The sequence below is a fragment of the Pseudomonas sp. FG29 genome (genome assembly GCF_057809355.1).
Genome location: NZ_JBMDJU010000008.1, coordinates 166,068 through 186,340, shown reverse-complemented (window position 1 = coordinate 186,340; position 20,273 = coordinate 166,068). Strand labels below are relative to the sequence as shown.

At 62.9% G+C, this 20,273-nt stretch carries 18 protein-coding genes; 7 read left to right on the top strand and 11 right to left on the bottom strand.

The window, feature by feature from the left end; all coding sequences use genetic code 11:
- Positions 1-274: 274 nt before the first annotated feature.
- Complete coding sequence (locus ACODS1_RS11560; protein ID WP_489085749.1) at positions 275-1,606, bottom strand: imelysin family protein; 1,332 nt, start codon at positions 1,604-1,606, stop codon at positions 275-277.
- A 294-nt stretch (positions 1,607-1,900) separates the two neighbouring features.
- On the opposite strand from ACODS1_RS11560, the gene ACODS1_RS11555 reads away from it, so the two are divergent.
- The gene (locus ACODS1_RS11555) at positions 1,901-2,473 is read left to right on the top strand and encodes a LemA family protein (RefSeq protein ID WP_322978683.1); all 573 of its coding nucleotides are present in this window, start codon (positions 1,901-1,903) and stop codon (positions 2,471-2,473) included.
- A gap of 1 nt (position 2,474) precedes the next feature.
- Positions 2,475-3,380 carry a GIDE domain-containing protein gene (locus ACODS1_RS11550; RefSeq protein ID WP_489085748.1) on the top strand — a complete coding sequence of 302 codons (906 nt, stop codon included), beginning with the start codon at positions 2,475-2,477 and terminating at the stop codon, positions 3,378-3,380.
- A gap of 69 nt (positions 3,381-3,449) precedes the next feature.
- Here ACODS1_RS11550 and ACODS1_RS11545 read toward each other — a convergent pair whose 3' ends face one another.
- On the bottom strand, positions 3,450-5,504 hold the full coding sequence (locus tag ACODS1_RS11545; protein ID WP_489085747.1) for a putative bifunctional diguanylate cyclase/phosphodiesterase: 2,055 nt from the start codon (positions 5,502-5,504) through the stop codon (positions 3,450-3,452).
- A 256-nt stretch (positions 5,505-5,760) separates the two neighbouring features.
- Here ACODS1_RS11545 and ACODS1_RS11540 point away from each other — a divergent pair, with 256 nt between their 5' ends.
- Both ACODS1_RS11540 and ACODS1_RS11535 read left to right on the top strand, forming a co-directional pair.
- Positions 5,761-7,056 (top strand): ammonium transporter, encoded by a 1,296-nt coding sequence (locus ACODS1_RS11540; RefSeq protein WP_489085746.1) that lies wholly within the window; start codon positions 5,761-5,763, stop codon positions 7,054-7,056.
- A 2-nt stretch (positions 7,057-7,058) separates the two neighbouring features.
- Positions 7,059-7,703 carry a hypothetical protein gene (locus tag ACODS1_RS11535; RefSeq protein ID WP_489085745.1) on the top strand — a complete coding sequence of 215 codons (645 nt, stop codon included), beginning with the start codon at positions 7,059-7,061 and terminating at the stop codon, positions 7,701-7,703.
- A gap of 66 nt (positions 7,704-7,769) precedes the next feature.
- Here the strand turns inward: ACODS1_RS11535 and ACODS1_RS11530 are convergent, their stop codons facing one another.
- The 8 genes from ACODS1_RS11530 to ACODS1_RS11495 form a co-directional block, all read right to left on the bottom strand.
- Positions 7,770-8,351, bottom strand: coding sequence for a superoxide dismutase (locus ACODS1_RS11530; RefSeq protein WP_003462535.1), 582 nt, complete (start codon positions 8,349-8,351; stop codon positions 7,770-7,772).
- Positions 8,352-8,584: 233 nt separating this feature from the next.
- Entirely contained in the window at positions 8,585-9,916 is a 1,332-nt protein-coding gene (locus ACODS1_RS11525; protein WP_322978678.1) for a DUF58 domain-containing protein, read from the bottom strand.
- Positions 9,913-10,953 carry an AAA family ATPase gene (locus tag ACODS1_RS11520; RefSeq protein WP_489085744.1) on the bottom strand — a complete coding sequence of 347 codons (1,041 nt, stop codon included), beginning with the start codon at positions 10,951-10,953 and terminating at the stop codon, positions 9,913-9,915. The genes ACODS1_RS11525 and ACODS1_RS11520 overlap by 4 nt, the downstream gene beginning before the upstream one ends.
- Positions 10,950-12,131 carry a DUF4350 domain-containing protein gene (locus ACODS1_RS11515; protein WP_489085743.1) on the bottom strand — a complete coding sequence of 394 codons (1,182 nt, stop codon included), beginning with the start codon at positions 12,129-12,131 and terminating at the stop codon, positions 10,950-10,952. The genes ACODS1_RS11520 and ACODS1_RS11515 overlap by 4 nt, the downstream gene beginning before the upstream one ends.
- A complete protein-coding gene (locus tag ACODS1_RS11510; protein WP_489085742.1) occupies positions 12,128-13,699 on the bottom strand; it encodes a DUF4129 domain-containing protein in 1,572 nt (523 codons plus the stop codon). Before ACODS1_RS11510 ends, ACODS1_RS11515 begins: the two co-directional genes overlap by 4 nt.
- The gene (locus tag ACODS1_RS11505) at positions 13,686-14,666 is read right to left on the bottom strand and encodes a stage II sporulation protein M (RefSeq protein WP_489085741.1); all 981 of its coding nucleotides are present in this window, start codon (positions 14,664-14,666) and stop codon (positions 13,686-13,688) included. The genes ACODS1_RS11510 and ACODS1_RS11505 overlap by 14 nt, the downstream gene beginning before the upstream one ends.
- Positions 14,663-15,388, bottom strand: a complete 726-nt coding sequence (locus ACODS1_RS11500; protein WP_489085740.1) for an RDD family protein — start codon at positions 15,386-15,388, stop codon at positions 14,663-14,665. Before ACODS1_RS11500 ends, ACODS1_RS11505 begins: the two co-directional genes overlap by 4 nt.
- 102 nt (positions 15,389-15,490) lie before the next feature.
- Positions 15,491-16,252, bottom strand: a complete 762-nt coding sequence (locus ACODS1_RS11495; protein ID WP_489085739.1) for a DUF975 family protein — start codon at positions 16,250-16,252, stop codon at positions 15,491-15,493.
- Between the two features lie 198 nt (positions 16,253-16,450).
- On the opposite strand from ACODS1_RS11495, the gene sbcB reads away from it, so the two are divergent.
- Positions 16,451-17,887: an exodeoxyribonuclease I gene (gene sbcB / locus ACODS1_RS11490; protein WP_489085738.1), complete on the top strand. Its 1,437-nt coding sequence runs from the start codon at positions 16,451-16,453 to the stop codon at positions 17,885-17,887.
- Between the two features lie 181 nt (positions 17,888-18,068).
- On the opposite strand, the gene mvaT is transcribed toward sbcB, so the two are convergent.
- The gene (mvaT, locus tag ACODS1_RS11485) at positions 18,069-18,440 is read right to left on the bottom strand and encodes a histone-like nucleoid-structuring protein MvaT (RefSeq protein ID WP_322978670.1); all 372 of its coding nucleotides are present in this window, start codon (positions 18,438-18,440) and stop codon (positions 18,069-18,071) included.
- 495 nt (positions 18,441-18,935) lie between these two features.
- Between mvaT and purU the strand changes: the two genes are divergently transcribed.
- Together purU and ACODS1_RS11475 are read left to right on the top strand one after the other, a co-directional pair.
- Positions 18,936-19,787: a formyltetrahydrofolate deformylase gene (gene purU, locus ACODS1_RS11480; protein WP_322978669.1), complete on the top strand. Its 852-nt coding sequence runs from the start codon at positions 18,936-18,938 to the stop codon at positions 19,785-19,787.
- A 47-nt stretch (positions 19,788-19,834) separates the two neighbouring features.
- Positions 19,835-20,260: a CBS domain-containing protein gene (locus tag ACODS1_RS11475; protein ID WP_322978668.1), complete on the top strand. Its 426-nt coding sequence runs from the start codon at positions 19,835-19,837 to the stop codon at positions 20,258-20,260.
- Positions 20,261-20,273 lie beyond the last annotated feature (13 nt).

Sequence of the window (20,273 nt, the reverse complement as noted above, 5' to 3'; positions counted from 1 at the left end):
GCGCATTTCAAAGAAAAGTGAGTCGCCCGAGGGGGCGAAACCCGGAATATCTGAACACGCCGTAGCGGCGTTGGAACACCCGCCCGGGAGGGCGAAACCAAAAACATCAGCAAAACGCGGCAATTCGGAACAGACACCGAAACGCCGATAAGCAGCCCGAACGCTGAAAACAAGCGAGCACCCATACAAACTCGCCAGTCCTGCACTCCCATAACCCACAAACAAAAACGGCCCGCCCCCAAGAGGGCGAGCCGTTGCGTCACGCGCGGATCGATCAGAACTCGTGATCAGCGGTATCCGGGTTCAGGTCGGCGATGCCGAGCTTGCCCGAAGCCTGCTCGATGGCACCGGTCTGCTTGACCAGCGCAGCGATGGCACCACGCACCAGCGCTTGGCCCTCAGGGTTGTCAGCTGCGATCAGTTGATCGAAATGCACATTGTCCTTCTCGGCGCTGTCGACCAGCTTCTGCAACTCGGCCTGGGTGGCGTCGAGGTCGGCCTTCAGGGTGGTGTCGGCCTGGGCATCGATCTTGGCTACCAGCTCGGACAGGCTTGGGCCGGTCAGGGTGCTGCCGTCAACCTTCTTGTACTCACCCAGGTAGACGTTGCGGATGCCCAGGCCGTTGTAGAAGTGCGAGTTATGGGTGTTGTCGCTGAAGCAGTCATGCTCGTCTTCGGTGGAGTTGGCTTCCAGCGCGACCTTCATGCGCTCGCCAGCCAGTTCGCCGAGGGACAGGCTGCCCATGCCGAACAGCATCTTGCGCAGGCCGTTCTCGGCCGGCTCGCTGACCAGTTGGCTGCGGTAGTTGCCTTCGACGCCAGCCTTCCACTGCTCGACCATGTCGTTGAGGTCTTTGACCAGCAGATCGGTCGCGGCTTTCAGGTAGGCGCGGCGGCGGTCGTTGTGGCCACCGGTGGCGCCTTCGCCGACCAGGTAGTCGGTGTACGGACGGTTGCCGGCGCCCGGCTTGGTGCCGTTGAGATCCTGGCCCCAGAGCAGGAACTCGATGGCGTGGTAGCCGGTGGCGACGTTGGCTTCGGAACCGCCCAGTTCGTTCAGGCTGGCCAGCAGATCACCGGTGATGTTGCTGACGTCGATCTTGTCTTCGCCGACCTGGATCTCGGTGTTGGCGATGATGTTGGCTTGCGCACCCGGGTTGCCCAGCGCGTGCTGGTAATCGGGGGCGACGTAGTCGATCAGGCCTTCGTCCAGCGGCCAGGCGTTGAGTTGGCCTTCCCAGTCGTCGACCACCGGGTTGCCGAAACGGAACACTTCGCTCTGCATGTAGGGCACGCGCGCGGCCAGCCAGGCCTGGCGAGCGGCCTTGAGGGTTTCTTCGCTGGGGTTGGCGAGCAGGGCGTCGATGGCGCCTTGCAGGGCCTTGCCGGTGCTGGCAGCGTCGCTGAACACGGCCAGGGCCAGATCTGCGTAATGGTTCACCACAGCCTTGGCTGCGGCTTCGTCGACCTTGCTGGCGACCGGTGCGGCGCTTTCGCTGGCTGCTGGCGCGGCAGCCTGAGTGGCGGGTGCTTTGTCGTCACCGCATCCGGCGAGGGAGATGGCGATGGCCAGCAAGCTGGCAGAAGCCAGGGGCATACGAATCATGGCGAAGTCCTTTGCAGAGCTGAATGTGAAGGTACCGGGTAACCAGGGGGCAAAACGCTCGTGTTGCGACGGCTCGGAAAAGGCGTGATGAGTACGCGCCTGGAGAGTCGCAGTGGAGTGCTTTGCCGGCAGGCACCCGAGATGTACCTGAAAAACCGCGACATAATGCAAATGTTTCGCATTATGTGTAAAGGCCAATTTATGCCTGAGCTGTGCGAGATATCGCTGTCGCTGCGCAACTGCGCCGCTAGAATGCCAGCATCTCAGTCGCCGCCCACCCCATGGAGAGAATCGATGAGCCTGACTGCCGTGATCCTGATCGTTGTTATCGTCCTGCTGGGCGCCTATGCGGTTTCCCTCTACAACGGCCTGGTTCGCCTCAAGCATGGCGTGAGCAAGGCCTGGTCGAATATCGACGTGCTGCTCAAGCAACGGCATGACGAACTGCCCAAGCTGGTGGAGACCTGCAAGCAGTACATGCAGTACGAGGGCGCCACCCTGGAGCGGGTGATCGCCGCCCGCAGTGCCGTGGCCAGTGCACGTGAACAGCAGGATGTGGGGGCCCTGGGCAAGGCCGAGAGCGGTCTGCGCGCCGGCCTTGGGCAACTCTTCGCGCTGGCCGAGAACTACCCGCAGCTCAAGGCCAACGACAGCTTTCAGCACCTGCAGCAGCGCATCACCGGTTTGGAAAACGGCATCGCCGACCGCCGTGAGCTGTACAACGAGGCGGTGAACCTCAACAACGTGCGCATCGAGCAGTTCCCGGATGTACTCCTGGCGCGCATGTTCAACTTCCCGGCTGCCGAGTTGCTGGTGTTCAGCGAGGCGGAAAAGGCCGACGTCGACCTCAAGTCGCTGTTCAACTGATATGCAGCAGGTCGATCCAATGGGCTTCTTCGTGGCCCTTGGCTTTGCCCTGGCAGCTTGTCTGGGCGGCGCCTGGTGGTGCCTGCGGCGCTGGTCGCAGGCGCGTCATCTGCTCGATACACCCACCTCGAAGATCCGTTCGGCAGCGCAGGGCTATGTCGAGCTGTATGGCGTGCTGCACGCGCTGCCGGACGTCGACATACGCGGCCCGCTGACCGGCAAGCCCTGCCTGTGGTGGCGCTTTCGTATCGAGGAGTACCAGTCCGACGACAAGAAGAGCAGTTGGCGAGTGATCGACAGCGGCAGCAGCGAGGCTTGGCTGCGTCTGAGCGATGGTACTGGTGAATGCCTGATCGATCCGCGCGGTGCCGAGGTACGCCCGGTTGTGCGCGAGTCCTGGGAGGGCAACCTGCGCCACCCGCTGGGACCGGCCAAGACGGGTTTTCTCGGCTTTCTCACCAGCGGCCAGCGCTACCGCTATGTCGAGGAGCGCCTGCATGCCGACCAGCCGCTGTATGCCATCGGTGATTTCCGCACCCATGGCGCCGCGCAGCAGGGCTTCGACCTGCCAGCAGCGCAGAGTGCGGTGATCCGTGAGTGGAAGGGCGATTTCACCGGCCTGCTGCAGCGCTTCGACAGTGACGGCAATGGCCAGTTGGACGAGCGCGAGTGGGAGCGTGTACGCCTTGCCGCACAGCTCGAAGCTGAGGATCGACAGCGTCTGCGTGCTCAGGAGCCGCCGCGCAATCAGATGGCCAGGCCGCGTGAGGCGCAGCCGTTCATTCTGTCCAATGCCGGGGAGGACGAGTTGGCACGCAGTTTCTACTGGCAGGCGGCCGGCGGCGCCGCGCTGTGTCTGGCCGGTGCCCTGGCCACGGCCTGGATGCTGGGTGTGCAGAGTTGGTGAGCTGTTGCCAGGCTCGAAATGAAAACGCCGCGATCATCGCGGCGTTTTCAGTTGGGCTTGGTGACGTCGTCAGAGCGTGGCGGCTGAGCTCAGGCGGCGGGACTGCTTGAGGAACAGGGTCAGCTCACGTGCCGGCAACGGCTTGCTGTACAGGTAGCCCTGACCTTCATGGCAGCCCTGGGCGATGATGTAGGCTTCCTGCTCGACGGTCTCCACGCCTTCGGCGATGACCTGCATGCCCAGGCTCTTGCCGAGCTGGATGATGGCGCGAACGATGGTGGCGTCGTCCTCGTCCTCGAGCAGATCCTGCACGAAGCTCTTGTCGATCTTGATCTTGTCCAGCGGCAGGCTCTTCAGATAACTCAGCGAGGAGTAGCCGGTGCCGAAGTCGTCGATGGCGATCAGCGCGCCGGAGCGGCGCAGGCTGAGCAGGTGCTGGGCGGCGGTGCTGATGTCTTCCATCAGGCCGGTCTCGGTGACTTCCAGCTCCAGACTCTTGGCCGGCAGGCGGTAGACCTGCATGAGGTTGTTGACCACCCGTGGCAGCTCGGAGTGGTGCAACTGCACGGTGGAGAGGTTGATGGCCATGCGCAGGTCGCTGAAACCCTGGTCGTGCCATTCGCGCAGTTGGCGGCAGGTCTGATCCAGCACCCAGTCGCCAATGGGGATGATGGTGCCGTTCTGCTCCGCCAGGGGGATGAACAGATCCGGTGGAACGAAGCCGTGCTGCGGATGCTGCCAGCGCAGCAGCGCCTCGACACCGACCACACGGTGATCGCGATAGTCCACCTGCGGCTGATAGACCAGGTGCAACTGGTTCTGTGCCAGGGCGTCGCGCAGATCCTTCTCCAGCTCGCGGCGGCGGCGCATCTCGCTGTCGACGCTGGCGATGTAGAACTGGTAGCGGTTGCGCGAACGGCTCTTGGCCAGGGTCATGGTCTGTTCGGCTTTCTGCAGCAGCTTCTCGGTGCTGTCGCCGTCTTCGGGGAACAGGGTGATGCCGATGGTGGCGCGCAGGCGTACTTCCTGCTGATCGAGCTGGAAGGGCTGCTCCAGGTCGTCCAGCACGCTCTGCGCCAGCTCGGCGGCCTCGTAGGGCTGCTCGATATCGGCTTGCACCAGGGCGAACTGGTCGCCACCGAGGCGCGCCAGGGCGCCCAGGCGGCCGCTGTGGCTACGCAGACGGTCGGAGAGGGCGAGCAGCAACTGGTCGCCGCTCTGGTAGCTGAACTGCTCGTTGATGCCCTTGAAGTCATCGAGGCCGACGCAGAGTACGGCGACGCGTCGCTGCAGGCGACCGGCATCTTCGAGAATCTGGTCGAGTTGCTGCTGCAGTTGCTGGCGGTTGGGCAGCCCGGTGAGGAAGTCGTACTGGGCCATGCGCAGCAGGCTGTTTTCCGCTTCGCGGCGCAGGGTGGTATTGCGTTCGATGGAGGCGAGCAACTGGTTGGCGGTGTTGATCCACAGCCCCAGTTCGTTGTTTTCGTTGCCGGCGAGCATGGGCAGCTTGTGCTCGCTGGGGCGATCCGGGTTGATGTGGGTGAGGTGCTCGATGATCTTCGACAGTGGTTTGGTCAGCAGCCAGTGGTAGACCAGGTAGAGCACCAGGCCCATGGCCATGGCACGGAGCACGCCGGAAATGAAGATGATGACCGAATTGGTCACGAAGCTTTCGCCGTAGGCAGCGGTGTCGAGAACGATGTTGAGGTCGCCGTAATACTCGCTGTAGGGGCCGCGACCGACCAGCTTGGTGGAGAACTGCTGTTCCTGGCCGAGGATCGGGTCGGTCAGCCAGCGGGTGGGAATCTGCGCCAGGTCGCGCGAACGTTCAGCCAGCATGGGCTCGTTGGGATGACCGATAGAGGCATAACGCACCGACTCGTGCTGAAACAGGCCTTCGATCACCTGCATGCCCATTTCCCGATCCAGGCTGTACACCGCCTGGGTCGACGGATCGCGGAACATGCCGAGGATGCGCTGAGCATCATTGGCAACCGCTTGCCGCGTCTTGTAGGCGTCGAAGACGATTTGCGCACAGCTGAGCACCACCCCGACCACCAGTGCCGAAAGCAGCACCACGCGGAGCAACTTGAGTGACAAGCTGTTCTTCAATTCCAGCTTCAAATGCAATTCCTTGTGTCGGGTGCTACAGCGTCATCAGACGAGAGTATTGGCAATCTCGCTCTGGCCGTCAAAGGGCCAGCATGGCTGGTGGCACTTTTCCTTACCGAAGGGCGAGCCTGGTGCATGACCAGCGGCTCGCACGCTGGCCTTGCTCTGTGTCGGTGCGTTTGGCCCGGACTTGAGCGGCTTTTCATCGAAATGAGTGGTGGCACAAGAGTTGCGACTGATGGCACATCGACCATCGGGGGGACTCGGGATGAAAACGCTCTGGCTGTTGCTCGTCGCTGTATGCTTCGCCCCTCAGGCCCACGCGGCCACTGACGAGGCGGTGAATACTGCCTGGCTGGTGCTCGCCAGTGTGCTGGTGTTCCTCATGCAGGCGGGTTTTGCCTTGCTGGAAAGCGGCATGTCACGGGCCAAGAATGCCGTCAACGTGATGATGAAGAACTACATGGATTGCTGCGTGGGCGGGGTCGTCTTCTGGTTGCTGGGTTTTGGCTTGATGTTCGGCGCCAACCTTACCGGCTGGTATGGCATGAGCCATTTCGCCCTGCATGATGGCGAGCCCTGGGACTACACCTTCCTGCTCTTTCAGATGATGTTCGCAGCCACGGCGGCAACCATCGCCAGTGGTGCCATGGCCGAGCGCACCCACTATTGGGCCTATCTCGCCGGTGCGGTGGTGATCAGCGGTGTGATCTACCCGATATTCGGCAGTTGGGTATGGAGTGGTCTGTATGGCGGCCAGGGTTGGCTGGCCAAGCTGGGCTTCATCGACTTCGCCGGCTCCACCGTGGTGCACAGTGTCGGCGCCTGGTGTGCGTTGGCTGGCATCCTGTTGCTTGGCCCGCGACTGGGGCGTTACGGCAGCGATGGCCAGGCACGGCTGATTCCCGGGCATAACCTGGGCATGGTCGCGCTGGGTGGCTTCCTGCTCTGGTTCGGTTGGTTCGGCTTCAATGCCGGAAGCAATCTGGCAGTCAGCAGTTCGCTGGGGCTGATCGCCCTCAATACCCATCTGGCAGCGCTCTGCGGTGCCATCGGTGCACTGGTTGCGCAACGCAGCACGGCCAGCCCGGTACTGCTGACCAGTACGGTCAATGGCTCCATCGGCGGGCTGGTAGGCATTACTGCCGGTTGTGCCAGCATGGCGCCGGGCTATGCCGCACTCACCGGGTTGATCGCAGGCTTCGTGGTGATCTACGGCATGCGCCTGCTCGATCGGCTGCGTATCGACGACGTGGTAGGCGCGGTACCGGTGCACGGTTTCGCCGGCATATGGGGCACGCTGGCAGCGGGGCTTTTCTACCAGGGCGACCTGTTCAACTGGTCGCGCGTGGCGGTACAGGCGCTGGGAGCGGCAGCGGCTTTTCTCTGGGCCTTTCCACTGGCCTTGCTGCTTTACCTGTTGCTGGCCAAGACCGTTGGGCTGCGCGTCTCCGCCCAGCATGAACAAAGGGGCCTGGACTTCGCCGAACACGCCGAGGTGGGCTACCCGGAATTCAACCTGATGCAGACCTTCGACAGTGAACAATGGTCGCGGAGGGGCTGAGGATGAGATTGAACCTGCGTCGTCGCGCCATCTATACCGGCCTTGCCGGGCATTTCTCCGACGAGGAACTGTGGCCGTTGCTGGCATTGTGGGAAAGCAAGTATTCGGACAAGCCGCCCTTCGCTCTCAACGAATTTCTCGCCGAAGTGGTGCTGCGTACCGAGCGCAAGCTGGAACGGGCACGCCTGTACCGCGAACTGGTTGGCGCGCTGACGGGCTCGCCTGACAACCTGTTACCGGATCCTGAGGCGCAACTGGCCGCCTGGCGCCAGGGGCGTAACGAGGCCGTGCGTAGCGTGGCCAGCCCCGATGCGGCGGCGCAGACGACTTTCCTGGCGCTTAGCCAAGCCTTGCTGGAGCAGATGGACAGCCCGCAACAGCAGGCGTTGCGTGGGTTCGCCGCGGGTAATCTCGGTGGCATGCAGGTCAGTGCGGAGTTGAGCCTGCGTCTGCGTGCCTGGCTGGAGCAGGGCGCGCTCGATGGCATTGAAAGCCTGGGCATCGAGCAACTGCGTAAATTGCTCAATCTGCTCTATATCGGGCTATGCGAATTCTTCGGCCCGGTGCGTGCCGATCGCCTGCTGAGTCAGGCGGTAAGCCGGGTAGAGGAGCAGGGCGTTGCCTTTTCCGCGCGCCGCTTGCTGTGAGCCTTTACCGACCGCGAAAACGAAGAACCCGGCCGAGGCCGGGTTCCTGTTTTACGGGGCGCTGAATCAGGCCGCGTAGTTCTGGGCAACGAAGTCCCAGTTGACCAGGTTCCAGAACGCCTCGACGTACTTCGGACGCAGGTTGCGGTAGTCGATGTAGTAGGCGTGTTCCCAGACGTCGCAGGTCAGCAGCGGGGTGTCACCGCTGGTCAGCGGGCAGCCGGCGCCGATGGTGCTGGCCAGGGCCAGGGAACCGTCAGCTTTCTTCACCAGCCAGCCCCAGCCGGAACCGAAGGTGCCGATGGAAACCTTGCTGAACTCTTCCTTGAACTTGTCGAAGGAACCGAAGGCAGCGTTGATGGCGTCAGCCAGGGCGCCGGTCGGCTGGCCACCGCCGTTCGGCGACAGGCAGTTCCAGTAGAAGGTGTGGTTCCACACCTGAGCGGCGTTGTTGAAGATGCCGCCCGAGGAAGTCTTGACGATTTCTTCCAGGCTCTTGCCTTCGAACTCGGTGCCCGGCACCAAGTTGTTCAGGTTCACGACGTAGGTGTTGTGGTGCTTGTCGTGGTGGAATTCCAGGGTCTCGGCGGAAATGTGCGGCTCGAGAGCGTTCTTTTCGTAAGGCAGCGGCGGCAATTCAAAAGCCATGGTCTATCTCCTACTCAGGTCGTGTGCGGTATGCGCATGAGGCCGATCACGGGCGGCCCTGACGGCAGGCTGGGATCAGCCTGCGAGCGGCGTGGAGTTTGTACCCCTTGCGCCGCAGAGTCGGGATCATAGCACCCAGCCTCGGCCATAACCACGCAGCATCTGTGTGGGAAAGCCGGTGCCAGGGCGTCTGCGTCAATGCCTTCGACCACCGCGGGCGCCAGGGGTTGCCCTTAAAGTGCGCCGGCTTTCTTCCAGGCCAGGTAGCTGCTGACCAGTTCCGGCCCAAGCTCGCCGGGCCGTGCATCGAGCACCGGTACGTCATGGGCGGCCAGACGCTCATGCAATCCGGCGCGGGCGTTGAGATAGTCCAGGGTGCCGCAGTAGGCCAGTGCCTGTTCGAACTGCTCCACCGGCTCCTGGCGCAGGCGGTCGAGTACTTCTTCGCGCAGGCTGGCGATCAGCACACGGTGCTGGCGCGACAGGCGTTTCACTGCCGCGAGCAGATCCTGATCATCCTCATCGCGCAGGTTGGTCACCAGCACCACCAGGGCGCGGCGCCGCTGGCGGGCGAGGAGCAGATCGGCGGCGGCGCTGAAGTCGGCGGGCTGCTGGCTGGTCTCCAGGTCGTATACGGCGCCCAGCAGGGTGTTGAGCTGGGCCTGGCCCTTGACCGGTGCCAGGTAGCGCTGGTGATTGCCGGCGAAGGTCGCCAGGCCCACCGCGTCGCCCTGGCGCAGGGCCACGTAGCTGAGCAGCAGGCAGGCGTTGAGGGCGTGATCGAAGTGCGACAGCTCGTCGTCCTGGCTGCGCATGCGCCGGCCGCAGTCGAGCAGGAAAACGATCTGCTGGTCGCGCTCGTCCTGGTACTCACGGGCGATCGGCGTGCGTTTGCGCGCGGTGGCCTTCCAATCGATCTGGCGCAGGGTGTCGCCGTCGCGAAACTCGCGCAGTTGGTGAAACTCCAGGCCCAGGCCACGGCGCGGACGCTGGCGCACGCCCAGCTGGCTGAGCCAGTCGTCCACAGCCTTCAGTTGGGCGCCATAGAGGCGGGCGAAGTCGGGGAAGACGCGGCTCTCACCCGGCACATCGAGTAGGCGACGGCCCTGCCACAGACGCAACGGGCTGGGCAGCAAGAGTTCGCAGCGGTCGAAAGCGAAATGCCCGCGTTGCTGCGGTTTGAGGCGATAGCTCAATTGCGTCTGCTGGCCGGGGTGCAGGTCGACGCGCAGCGGCATGCCCTCGAACGCCATGCCGGCCGGGACGTGGTCGAACAGCTCGATCTGCGCCGCGTTGGCGAAGCCGTGATGCACCTGCAACTGCACGTCGCTCCAGCGGCCCAAAGGCAGGTTGCCCGGTAGTGTGCGTTGCACCCTGGGTGTGGGCAAACGGCGCAGCCATAGGGCATCCATCAGCGCGATCAGTGCCAGCGCACAGAGCACGGCCCAGCCCAGCATGTCCAGGCTGGCTGGCAATTTCACCCCCAGCAGTGGCAGCGCGCCGAGCAGTACGGCGGCTGTCAGCAGTGTGCCGAGCAGGGCGAGGAGCAGGCGCGATGGCTTCATAGACGCGGTGCCGGCACCTGGTCGAGCAGTTGTTGCAACACCTGATCCACCGACAGGCCTTCGATGTCCAATTCGGGTGCCAGGCGCACACGATGACGCAACACGGCCAGGGCGCAGCCTTTGATGTCGTCGGGTAGCACGAAGTCGCCGCCGCGCAGCAGGGCACGGGCGCGGGCGCCACGTACCAGGGCGATCGAGGCACGTGGCCCGGCGCCCATGGCCAGGCCCGGCCAGGTGCGTGTGGCACGGGCCAGGCGCACGGCGTAGTCGAGCACCTGTTCGTCGATGGGCAGGTCGCTGGCGATCTTCTGCAGGGCCAGCACGTCCTTGGCTTGCAGCAGGGTGCGCAGCGGGCTGACTTCGAGCATGTCGGCCTTGGCCGAGCGGGTCACCTGACGCACCATGCTCAGCTCTTCGTCCTGCTCCGGGTAATCCATGCGCAGCTTGAGCATGAAACGGTCGAGCTCGGCTTCCGGCAGCGGATAGGTGCCTTCCTGCTCGATGGGGTTCTGCGTGGCCAGCACCATGAAGGGCAGCGGTACGGCCAGAGCGCGACCTTCCAGGGTCACCTGACGCTCCTGCATCACCTCCAGCAGGGCCGCCTGGGTCTTGGCCGGGGCGCGGTTGATCTCGTCAGCCAGCAGCAGGTTGGTGAAGATCGGCCCCTTGCGCAGCTTGAACTGCTCGCTCTGCAGGTCATACACGGCGTGGCCGGTGATGTCGCTGGGCATCAGGTCCGGGGTGAACTGGATGCGCGCGAACTCGCCGCCGAAGCAACGGGCCAGGGCGCGCACCAGTAGGGTCTTGCCCAGGCCGGGGACGCCTTCGACCAGAACGTGGCCGCCCGCGATGAGTGCCGTGAGTACATCGTCGATCACCGCGCTCTGGCCGATCACCGCCTTGCGCAATTCGCTGCGCAGCGCCTGGGCCAGCGCGCTGGCACGCTGGCGTTGTTGCAGTTGCGGGTTGGCAGGCGCGGCCGTCGCTGCATCGGAAGCCGGCAGGGTTTCGGTTTCAGGCGTCTGTTCGCTCGTCATAGGGCATTCCTGAGGGTTTGCAGGTGGGCGACCTGGCGGGTGAAGTCACTGGCGGATAGGCGCTGCTTGGGCAGCGGGCGCATGGCTTGGCTGATACTGCGCGATGGCAGGCGCGTGAGGCGACCCAGCACCTGCCACTGTTCGGCGACGCCGAGTTTTTCGAAGCCGGGGTAGCGCCGCCGGGCACGGCGCTTGATGTCCTGTTGCAGGATTTGCAGCAGGCTGTGCTGGCCGCGGCGGCGTAGCAGGAAGTCGGCACTGGCGCGCAGGTGCTCCTCCAGTTGCCGGCGAGCGCGGCTGGCCGGGGCGAGCAGCGGGCCATGGCGCATGCCGGCATGCCACAGCGCGGCGGCGAGCAGCAGCACCAGCACCACCAGCGCCAGCGGGAAGTTGCGCAGCAACTGGCTGAACAGGTTGTCCTGGTCGGCGCGATAGAGCAGGGTCACGGCACTGTCCTGGCTGAGGTACCAGAGCAGCCAGGCGTGGTCGTACTCACCGATGCGGGTGTTCTGCCAGATCCACGGATCGCTGAGCACGGTCACCAGCCCTTCGCCGTGGTAGAGCTGCAGCAGATGGGTGGCCTTGGCGCTGTTGGCCCAGGCGTGGGCGCGGTTCTGCGCATCGAACAGGTGGTAGTCGGTATCGAAGGCGATGTAGGCCGGTGCGTCTTCGTTCTGCAGGTAGAGCTTGGTCAGATCCGGGTAGTCGTCTTCGGCCTTCGTTTCGCCGGGCTCGCCTTCGGCTTCTTCTTCCTCGAGGTCTTCGCTCATGTACTGCTCGATGCCGAGCAGGTCGAGGAGGATGTCGCCGCTCTTGCCTTCCTCTTCGTCCCACAGGCGTTCGGCGATCAGCAGCAGGTGGCCGCCGTTGGCCGTCCACTGCAGCAGATGTTCGGCCTGGCGTGGCGTCATGTTGCCGCGGTCGGCCAGGAGCATCAGGGTCTGGCCCTGGCTGGGCAGCTTGTCCAGCACGTCCAGGCCGTCGACTTGCTGCACACTGAGCCCACGCTGGCGCAGGAAATGTTCGGCGGCCAGGTAGGGATTGGCAGCCACTTCCGGTGCGGAACCGTGTTCGACGGTTTCCTGGTACGGCTGCAGGTTCTGCATGAGGTAGATGGCGCACAGACCGACGAGCAGCAGCACGACCATGGCGGTGAAGAAGCCGGCGCGACGACTCATGGGCGAGCCTCCAGGCCGAACAGCTCGCGCCAGCCCTGGCAGAGCGCCTGAGCCTGTTCCGTAGACGGCTGGCGATGACCGTAGGCGAGCGCCTGCCAGTGCTGAGTGAGCTGCTCGCTGTAGCCTTGCAGATTCTGGTGATTCAGGCTTTGCACCAGGCGCAGCACCTCACCCTCGGTGTGCGAGGCCTTGAGGGCGAGTCGATGGTCGTAGAGCAGGCGGCTGAGCAGGGCGCGGTAGAGCAGGCCAAGCGCGGCGCGCGGGTCACTGCCCCAGAGCCGTTGCGCTTCGCTGGCGACATCGTCCGGCAGGCTCTCCGGGGCGACTTCCAGGCCGAACATCTGCGTGGGCGCCACGATGCGCCGGCGCTTCTTCGGTAGGCCGAGACGCTCACCGAAGGTCTGCAGCCAGTCACGATAACGCCAGAGGATGTACACCAGCAGGGCGAACAGGCTGCCCCAGAGCAACACTTCGAAGATTTGCGCGAGGGTGTCCAGGCCTTTCAACAACTGGCCGAGTTTTTCCAGCGCTTCGAAAAAGCCCTTGCCGTCTTCTTTTTCAGTGGGTTCTTCGGCCTTTTTGTCATCGCCCAGGCGCCAACGGGTGACACTTTCGCGATGCTGGAAGGGCGGCTCATCGAGCAGTTTGCTGATGCTGTCGTGTGCGGCCTGGCTGGTCAGCGGCTGTTTCAGCAGACGCGGTGCTTCGGGGCCGTGCGGATCGATCTGGGCTGCGGGTGCCGTGTCATCGGCCCAGGCAGTCGTAGCCGGTTGGCCCAGGAGCAGGGCGCAGCCCAGGAGTAGGGCGTAGGCGGTTCCGATCAGGCGTTGACGCAGGCGGCGGAATACCAGCTCGATATCCCAGGCTTCCAACGCAGTACGACGGTTGAGGTACAGGGTGAAGCCGCACGCGACGTAGACCGGCTCCCAGACGATCAGCAGCAGGGCATAGCCGGCATTGGACAGGTGTTCCAGCCACAGCCATTCCCCGCTGTCGGGGGTGATCAGGCTTTGCCAGCTCCAGTTCAGCTCGATCTGCTGCGGCAGCATCAGGTAGAAGAGCGCGCTGAGGCCGAGCATGAGCGCGGTTTCCAGGTGCACGCCGACCACGGTGAGCCAGGTCGCCGCGCCACTGTCGCGTTGTCCGAGCACTACCAGGCGTTGGCTGCGCGCCTCGCCGGACAGCCCTTCGAGCTGCAGCACCGGCAGATCGAAGCTGCGCGTTAGGCTCAGTCGGCGCCAGGTCAGGCTGGCCAGCAGTTGAGGTTTGAGCAACTTGGGCCAGGCTTTCACGGCCTGCCTGAGCGTCGGCGTATTGCCGAACAATGCGTGCGAAAGGATGTACAGCGGCAGGCGCTCGTAGGCGGGCTTCAACCACCAGAAGAGGAACATCGCCCAGCCTGGATACTGCCAGAGCAGCGCGCACAGCAGTGCGAAAATCGGCAGGGTGACCAGCGCCCAGCTGGCCATGAGCAGGCCGGCATGCCGCTGCGCCATGAGTACGCCCAGATCGAGCGCCTCCCAGGCGCTGCGCGGGCGAATGGCGAGGCTGGCTTCAGTCAGGCGCATGCGACCTCCGTCCGGCCAGGGTCAGGTAGCCCAGCACCAGGGCCCAGAGGCAGGCGCCGACGATGTATTTGACCTGCGGCGTCGCCACCGTGGTGGATGACCAGAAGGCTTCGATAAAGGCGGCAATCAGCAGGAACAGGATGACCCCGGCGACCAGTTGCACGGCCTTGCTGGCCGCTTGGCGCAGGGCCTCGCCCCGGCGCAGGCGGCCGGGAGCGAGCAGTGCCCAACCCAACTTGAGCCCGGCAGCGCCGGCCAGGGCGATGGCGGTCAGCTCGAAGGCGCCATGGCCGACGACGAACGACCAGAAGGTTTCGCTGTAGCCGATGCGCGTCAGATGGCCGGCCACGGCGCCGATCATCAGGCCGTTGAACAGCAGGAAGAACAGGCTGCCGAGGCCCAGCAGCAGGCCGCTGGCGAAGGTCTGAAAGGCGATGCCGATGTTGTTCATGATGTAGAAGCCGAACATCATCCAGTCGTCGCCGGAGCCGCGCTCGCCGAAGCGACCGATGCGACGGGCATCCGGGTCGTACATGCGCTCCATCTCGCTGACCTGGTCGGGGCTGACCAGGCCGTAGATCAGTTCGGGGAACAGGTAGGTGAGCAGCCCCATCAGTGCCAGGCTGCCGAAGAACAACAGGCTGGCGCTGCAGACGAAACGCCATTCGCTGCGCACCAGTCGTGGAAAGCCACCGAAGACGAAGCGCACCAACTGGGCGCCGATATGGCTGCGATGGCGATAGAACTGCTGGTGGCCGCGCATGGCCATCTGTTGCAACTGGTCGATCAGATGGCTGCTGTAGCCACGGGCCTGGGCCAATGCGAGATGCTGGCAAATCTGTCGATAATCGGCGGCGAAATCCTTGCAAGCGTCTGCCTGTGCCTTGCCTTTTTCGAGTGCGTCGAGTTGTTGGGCAAAACTGTCCCATTCGTTTTGATGACGGTTCTCGAACAGGCTCTGCTTCATGGTGTGGTTCCCAGCAGGCCGCGGGCGATGCCGTTGAGGCGCGTCTCGGCCTGCTCGGGCGGAACCTGCAGCGGCTCGGCGAGCAAGCTGGCCAGCTCGGCACGGCGCGCAGCGGAAAGCTGCGCACCGCGTTCGGCGAAGCCAAGCAGCGCGCGCTGTTCGGTCAGCGTCAGGGCAAAGGGCGCAGGCAGCGGTTCGGCGTCCGGCAGGTTGGGCCGGGCCGGAGCTGCATCTCGGTAGACCACCAGCGTTCCTGCGGCGATATCGCCGAGGCGTTTGAACGCCGGGTGATTGAGGCAACTGAGGATGCCCAGGGTATAACCGAACGGCAGCAGGTCGACGAACCGCAGCAGATTACGCGTCAGCGACGCCGCCCACCCCACGGGCGTGCCGTCATCGTGCACCACACGCAGACCGAGTATCTGCTTGCCCGGAGAGCGCCCCTGGTTGAGTACCTCGAACAGCACCATGTACCACCAAGTGACGACAAACAGCAGGATTGTACCCAGGCCCATGCCGAACTGCCCAAGCAGGCCGAGGATCAGGTACGCCACGCCGAGAATCAGACCGCGGATGGCCAGGTCGATGGCGAATGCCAGCGCGCGAGGTACCAGGCTGGCCGGGCGTAGATGCAGATCGATGCCCTCTGGCGTTTCCACGTCATAGTGGGTGTCCAGGGCCGTGACAGCGGCAGCAGGGCTGGAGCGGGTAGGTGAGGGCATCGGCAGTCTGTATGGACGAAAGCCCGATGCTAGCGAGCAGCGGGACACAAACGCAACCGGGCCGAGGATCGGCCCGGTTGCCTCAGACGCTGAGAAGGTGCTTCAGCGAGCAGCCGGCAGAACGCCGAAGATGGTGCGGTACAGCACGCCCATCGCCACGACGAACAGCGGGATGCTCCAGACCAGGCCGATGCCCAGCGGGATGGCACTGACCATGGTGATCAGGCCAAGCACCAGGAACAGGCCGAAGACCTTGAACCAGTGTTGGCTGATGGCCTTGCGTGAGGCTTCCAGTGCCTGCCAGGGCGACAGGCCGCGCTCGACCACCAATGGGATGGCCAGCATGTAGGCCACAGCCAGGTAGATGCCAGGCAGAATCAGCAGAATCATGCCCAGGTAGACCAGCACCATCATCACCAGGGCGGTGATGATCAGCGGCACGATACGACCGAAGTGATTGAAGATTTCGTTGAAGCTGATTGGCTGACCGGCGGCACGACGGATGCCGACCATGTTGATACCGGCCATGAACGGATACGACAGGGCAGAGGCCAGCAGCGAAACCAGAATCTGGCCGATGATCGCCGCCATCATGCTTTCGCTCAGCGCACTGAAGATGCCGACGACAGCGCCGAGGATGAAGGTCGCGATCATCATGACCACGTAGAACACCAGGAAACCGCCGATGATGATGCCCTTGGTACCTTTGACCAGGTTCCAGGATTCACTCAGCAGGTCGCCGATGTTGAAGTCGTAGCGGCGGGCGAGGGCTTGTTCGATGGTGGGCACCTGGTCACCAACAGGTTGTTCCTGCAGGTTGCTGGCCGGTGCGGCATAGGGATTGGCAATGCTTGCATCACTCATGGCTGCGTCCTTGTACGAGTGTGAATGGGCTACGCATGTTAGCGACAGCTGCTCAACCGGCTCAAGCGGCGTTGCAGCCTGTTGCCAATGCTGTGCGCTGGTTCAAGCTTTCCCGGTAGTGACGGACAGGGCGGCCATGCCAGTCGTTTGTCTGCGGCCTGTTAGACTGCCTGCGCCCATCAGACAGAAGGATCGCCCGTGACTTCCAGCATCTTCTGGTACGACTACGAAACCACCGGTATCAACCCTCGCTGTGACCGCCCGATCCAGGTGGCCGGTATCCGCACCGACGAGGCGCTCAACGAGATCGCTGAGCCGCTGAATCTATATTGCCGCCTGAGTGACGATATCCTGCCGCATCCGGCTGCCTGCCTGGTAACCGGCATCGAGCCACAGCGTTTGGCTCAGCTAGGGCTCGATGAAGGCGCGTTCATCACCCGCGTGCATGCCGAACTGTCGCTACCGGGTACCTGTGGTGCCGGTTACAACACCTTGCGCTTCGATGACGAGGTCACGCGTTACAGCTTCTACCGCAATTTCTTCGATCCCTATGCACGCGAGTGGCAGGGTGGCAACAGCCGCTGGGATCTGATCGATCTGGTGCGTACCGCCTATGCGTTACGCCCGGAAGGCATCGAATGGCCGCAGGAAGATGGGCGCGTAACGTTGAAGCTGGAAAGGCTGACCCAGGCCAACGGTATCGACCATGGGCAGGCGCACGATGCGCTTTCCGATGTGCGCGCCACCATCGGCCTGGCGCGGCTGCTGCGTGAGCGCCAGCCACGACTCTATGACTTCCTCTACCAGTTGCGCAGCAAGCAGCGCGTGCTCGACCAGATTCGCCTGTTGCAACCGGTTCTGCATATCTCCGGACGCTTCTCGGCGGCGCGCCATTACCTCGCGCCTGTCCTGCCGCTGGCCTGGCATCCGCGCAACCGCAATGCACTGATCGTCATCGATCTGCTGGCCGATCCATCGCCGCTGTTCGATCTGGACGCCGACACCCTGCGTAGCCGCCTGTATACCCGCCGTGACCAGTTGGCTGAAGGCGAGATGCCCGTGCCGCTGAAGTTGCTGCACATCAACCGCTGCCCGGTGGTCGCGCCCCTCTCCGTTCTGCGTGAGCAGGATCGTCTGCGCCTGGGATTGGATTTGCAGCAATGCGAGCAGCATGCTGCGCTGTTGCGTGATAACCCAGGCGCCTGGCAGGACAAGTTGTCCGTTATCTACAAGGAAGAAGAATTCGCGGGAAGTGCCGATCCCGAGCAGCAGTTGTACGACGGATTCATTGGTGATCGTGACCGCCGTTTATGCGAACAGGTCAGGCGCGCAGAGCCCGTTGATTTAGGCAGCGGGCAATTCCCGTTCGATGACCCACGCTTGCCCGAATTGTTGTTCCGCTATCGTGCGCGTAACTTTCCAGACAGTCTGTCGGCCGATGAGCAGCAGCGCTGGTTCGACTTTTGTCGGCAGCGCCTTAGCCAGCCTGAATGGGGCGCGCCCAATACCCTGGCACAGTTCAGGGCGGCACTGGAAAAGTTACGAAGCGAATGTTCACCAGCGCAGGTGCAACTTCTTGCGCAATGGCTGAGTCATGCGCAGGCACTGGAACTTCGTTACGGCCTGAATGATTAAGCGATTTTGATACGAGCGTGCACAAAGATGGGGCAGCAAGACGGAGCGAAAAGATCACCGTTCGGTCTGCGCCATCTGCCTCTATGGCTGTCAGCGTATTGGCGTTGCGCCAAATTTCAGCAAGAAAAATACGGAAATAAAAAACGCCAGCTTGGCTGGCGTTTTGGCTGAAGCGATTGAATCAACCCAGCAGGGTTGCCCAACCTTCTACGGTGTCAGCGCCCCACTTGGCTTTCCACTCTTTCAGCGTTTTGTGGTTGCCGCCTTTGGTCTCGATGACTTCGCCGGTGTTCGGGTTCTTGTACTGCTTGACCTTGCGGGCACGCTTGGCGACAGGCTTGGCTGCGCGCGGAGCCTTGCCGACTTTGGCTTCCGGGTCGAGCAGGGCAATGATGTCGCGCAGCGACTTCTGGTATTCACCCATCAGGGTGCGCAGCTTGCCTTCGAATTCCAGTTCTTTTTTCAGCTTGTCGTCTTGCGACAGGTTTTTCAGGCGCTCTTGCAGTTCCTTGATGGCTTCTTCGGTAGCGCGGTATTCGTTGATCAGCGACATGGAATTTACCTTGATATCGGGTGTGTACAGCGGACAGTGGGGTAATAGTAGTCAGGCGTTAATAACAAGTAAACAGCGGGCCACAAAACTTTCTCTGCTGCACTGCAACTGATTGTATCGGCGAGCCTGGTAATAATTGGTCGAGTATTGCGGGTGTGGAAAGTTCCGCAGGGTGCCAGCGCTGTCTTTTAGCGCGTGGGAATCACAGGCTATGGCGGGGTGCCGGGGTGATGGCGCGGCTGGCAGTTTCGCGGCATTAATCGAAGTGTTGGTGTGGCATTAAACCGTTTGCACTGATGCTATTAGCTCGAAACCGGGGGGCAACACGGATGAAACCGTAGTTGTGTGGCGCTGAAATAATTGGCGCTCCCGATCATCGATGCCGGTGCTGCCCTGCTTGCAACTCATCGCTGTCGGGATGGGCGTCGCTCGACGGTTTTTCCGCGAGCCCCTAGAATGGCGCACTTTTGCGCTGTTACCCAGGGTCAATACTTCATGCGTACATTCAGATTGGTCATTTCCTGCCCGGACCGTGTCGGTATCGTTGCCAAAGTCAGTAACTTCCTGGCCACCTACAACGGTTGGATCACGGAGGCTAGCCATCACTCCGATACCCAGACTGGCTGGTTCTTCATGCGTCACGAAATTCGCGCTGATTCGTTGCCGTTCGATCTGGATGGCTTCAAGCAGGCCTTCGCTCCCATCGCTCGTGAGTTTTCCATGGCGTGGCGCATCACCGATTCGGCGCAGAAGAAGCGCGTGGTGCTGATGGCCAGCCGTGAATCGCATTGCCTGGCCGACCTGCTGCATCGTTGGCACAGCAATGAGCTGGATTGCGAGATCCCTTGCGTGATCGCCAACCACGACGATCTGCGCAGCATGGTCGAGTGGCACGGCATTCCGTACTTCCATGTACCGGTCGACCCGAAGGACAAGGCACCGGCTTTCGCCGAGGTGGAGCGTCTGGTCAAGGAGCATCAGGCCGACGTCATCGTCCTGGCGCGCTACATGCAGATTCTGCCGCCAGCGCTGTGTGCCGAGTATTCGCAGCGGGTGATCAACATTCACCACAGCTTCCTGCCGTCTTTCGTGGGCGCCAAGCCCTATCACCAGGCCTCGCTACGTGGCGTGAAGCTGATCGGCGCCACCTCGCATTACGTTACCGAAGAGCTGGATGCCGGCCCGATCATCGAGCAGGACGTGGTGCGCGTGACCCATCGTGACGATATCGAAGAGATGGTGCGCCTCGGCAAGGACGTGGAGAAGATGGTGCTGGCCCGTGGGCTACGCTATCACTTGGAAGACCGGGTTCTGGTGCACGACAACAAGACGGTGGTATTCGACTGATCCTGTTGTCGGTGGCCGAGCCCATTCATCGTGGAGGAGGCCGCCCCATGCTCAAATCCATCAAGGTGCGCGACTACATGACGCGTCACCTGGTGACCTTCAGGTCGGATACTGATCTGTTCACCGCCATCAACCGCCTGCTGGAGCACCGTATTTCCGGTGCTCCAGTGGTGGATTCCCAGGGCCACCTGATCGGCATGCTGTCGGAAGGGGATTGCCTGCGCGGCATTCTCTCCGGCGCCTATTACGAAGCGACCGGAGGTTGCGTCAGCACCTACATGACCACCGATGTCGAGGCGATCAGCCCGGATACCGATGTCATCGAGCTGTCCCAGCGCTTTCTCAGCGGGCGGCGTGGCCGTCTGCCGGTGATCGAGGATGGTCGTCTGGTCGGGCAGGTCAGTCGTCATGACGTGTTGCGCGCGGTGAAGGAGTTCGCCCAGCATGATCCGGGACGATTGCTATCCAACTGATTGAGAGGCTGGT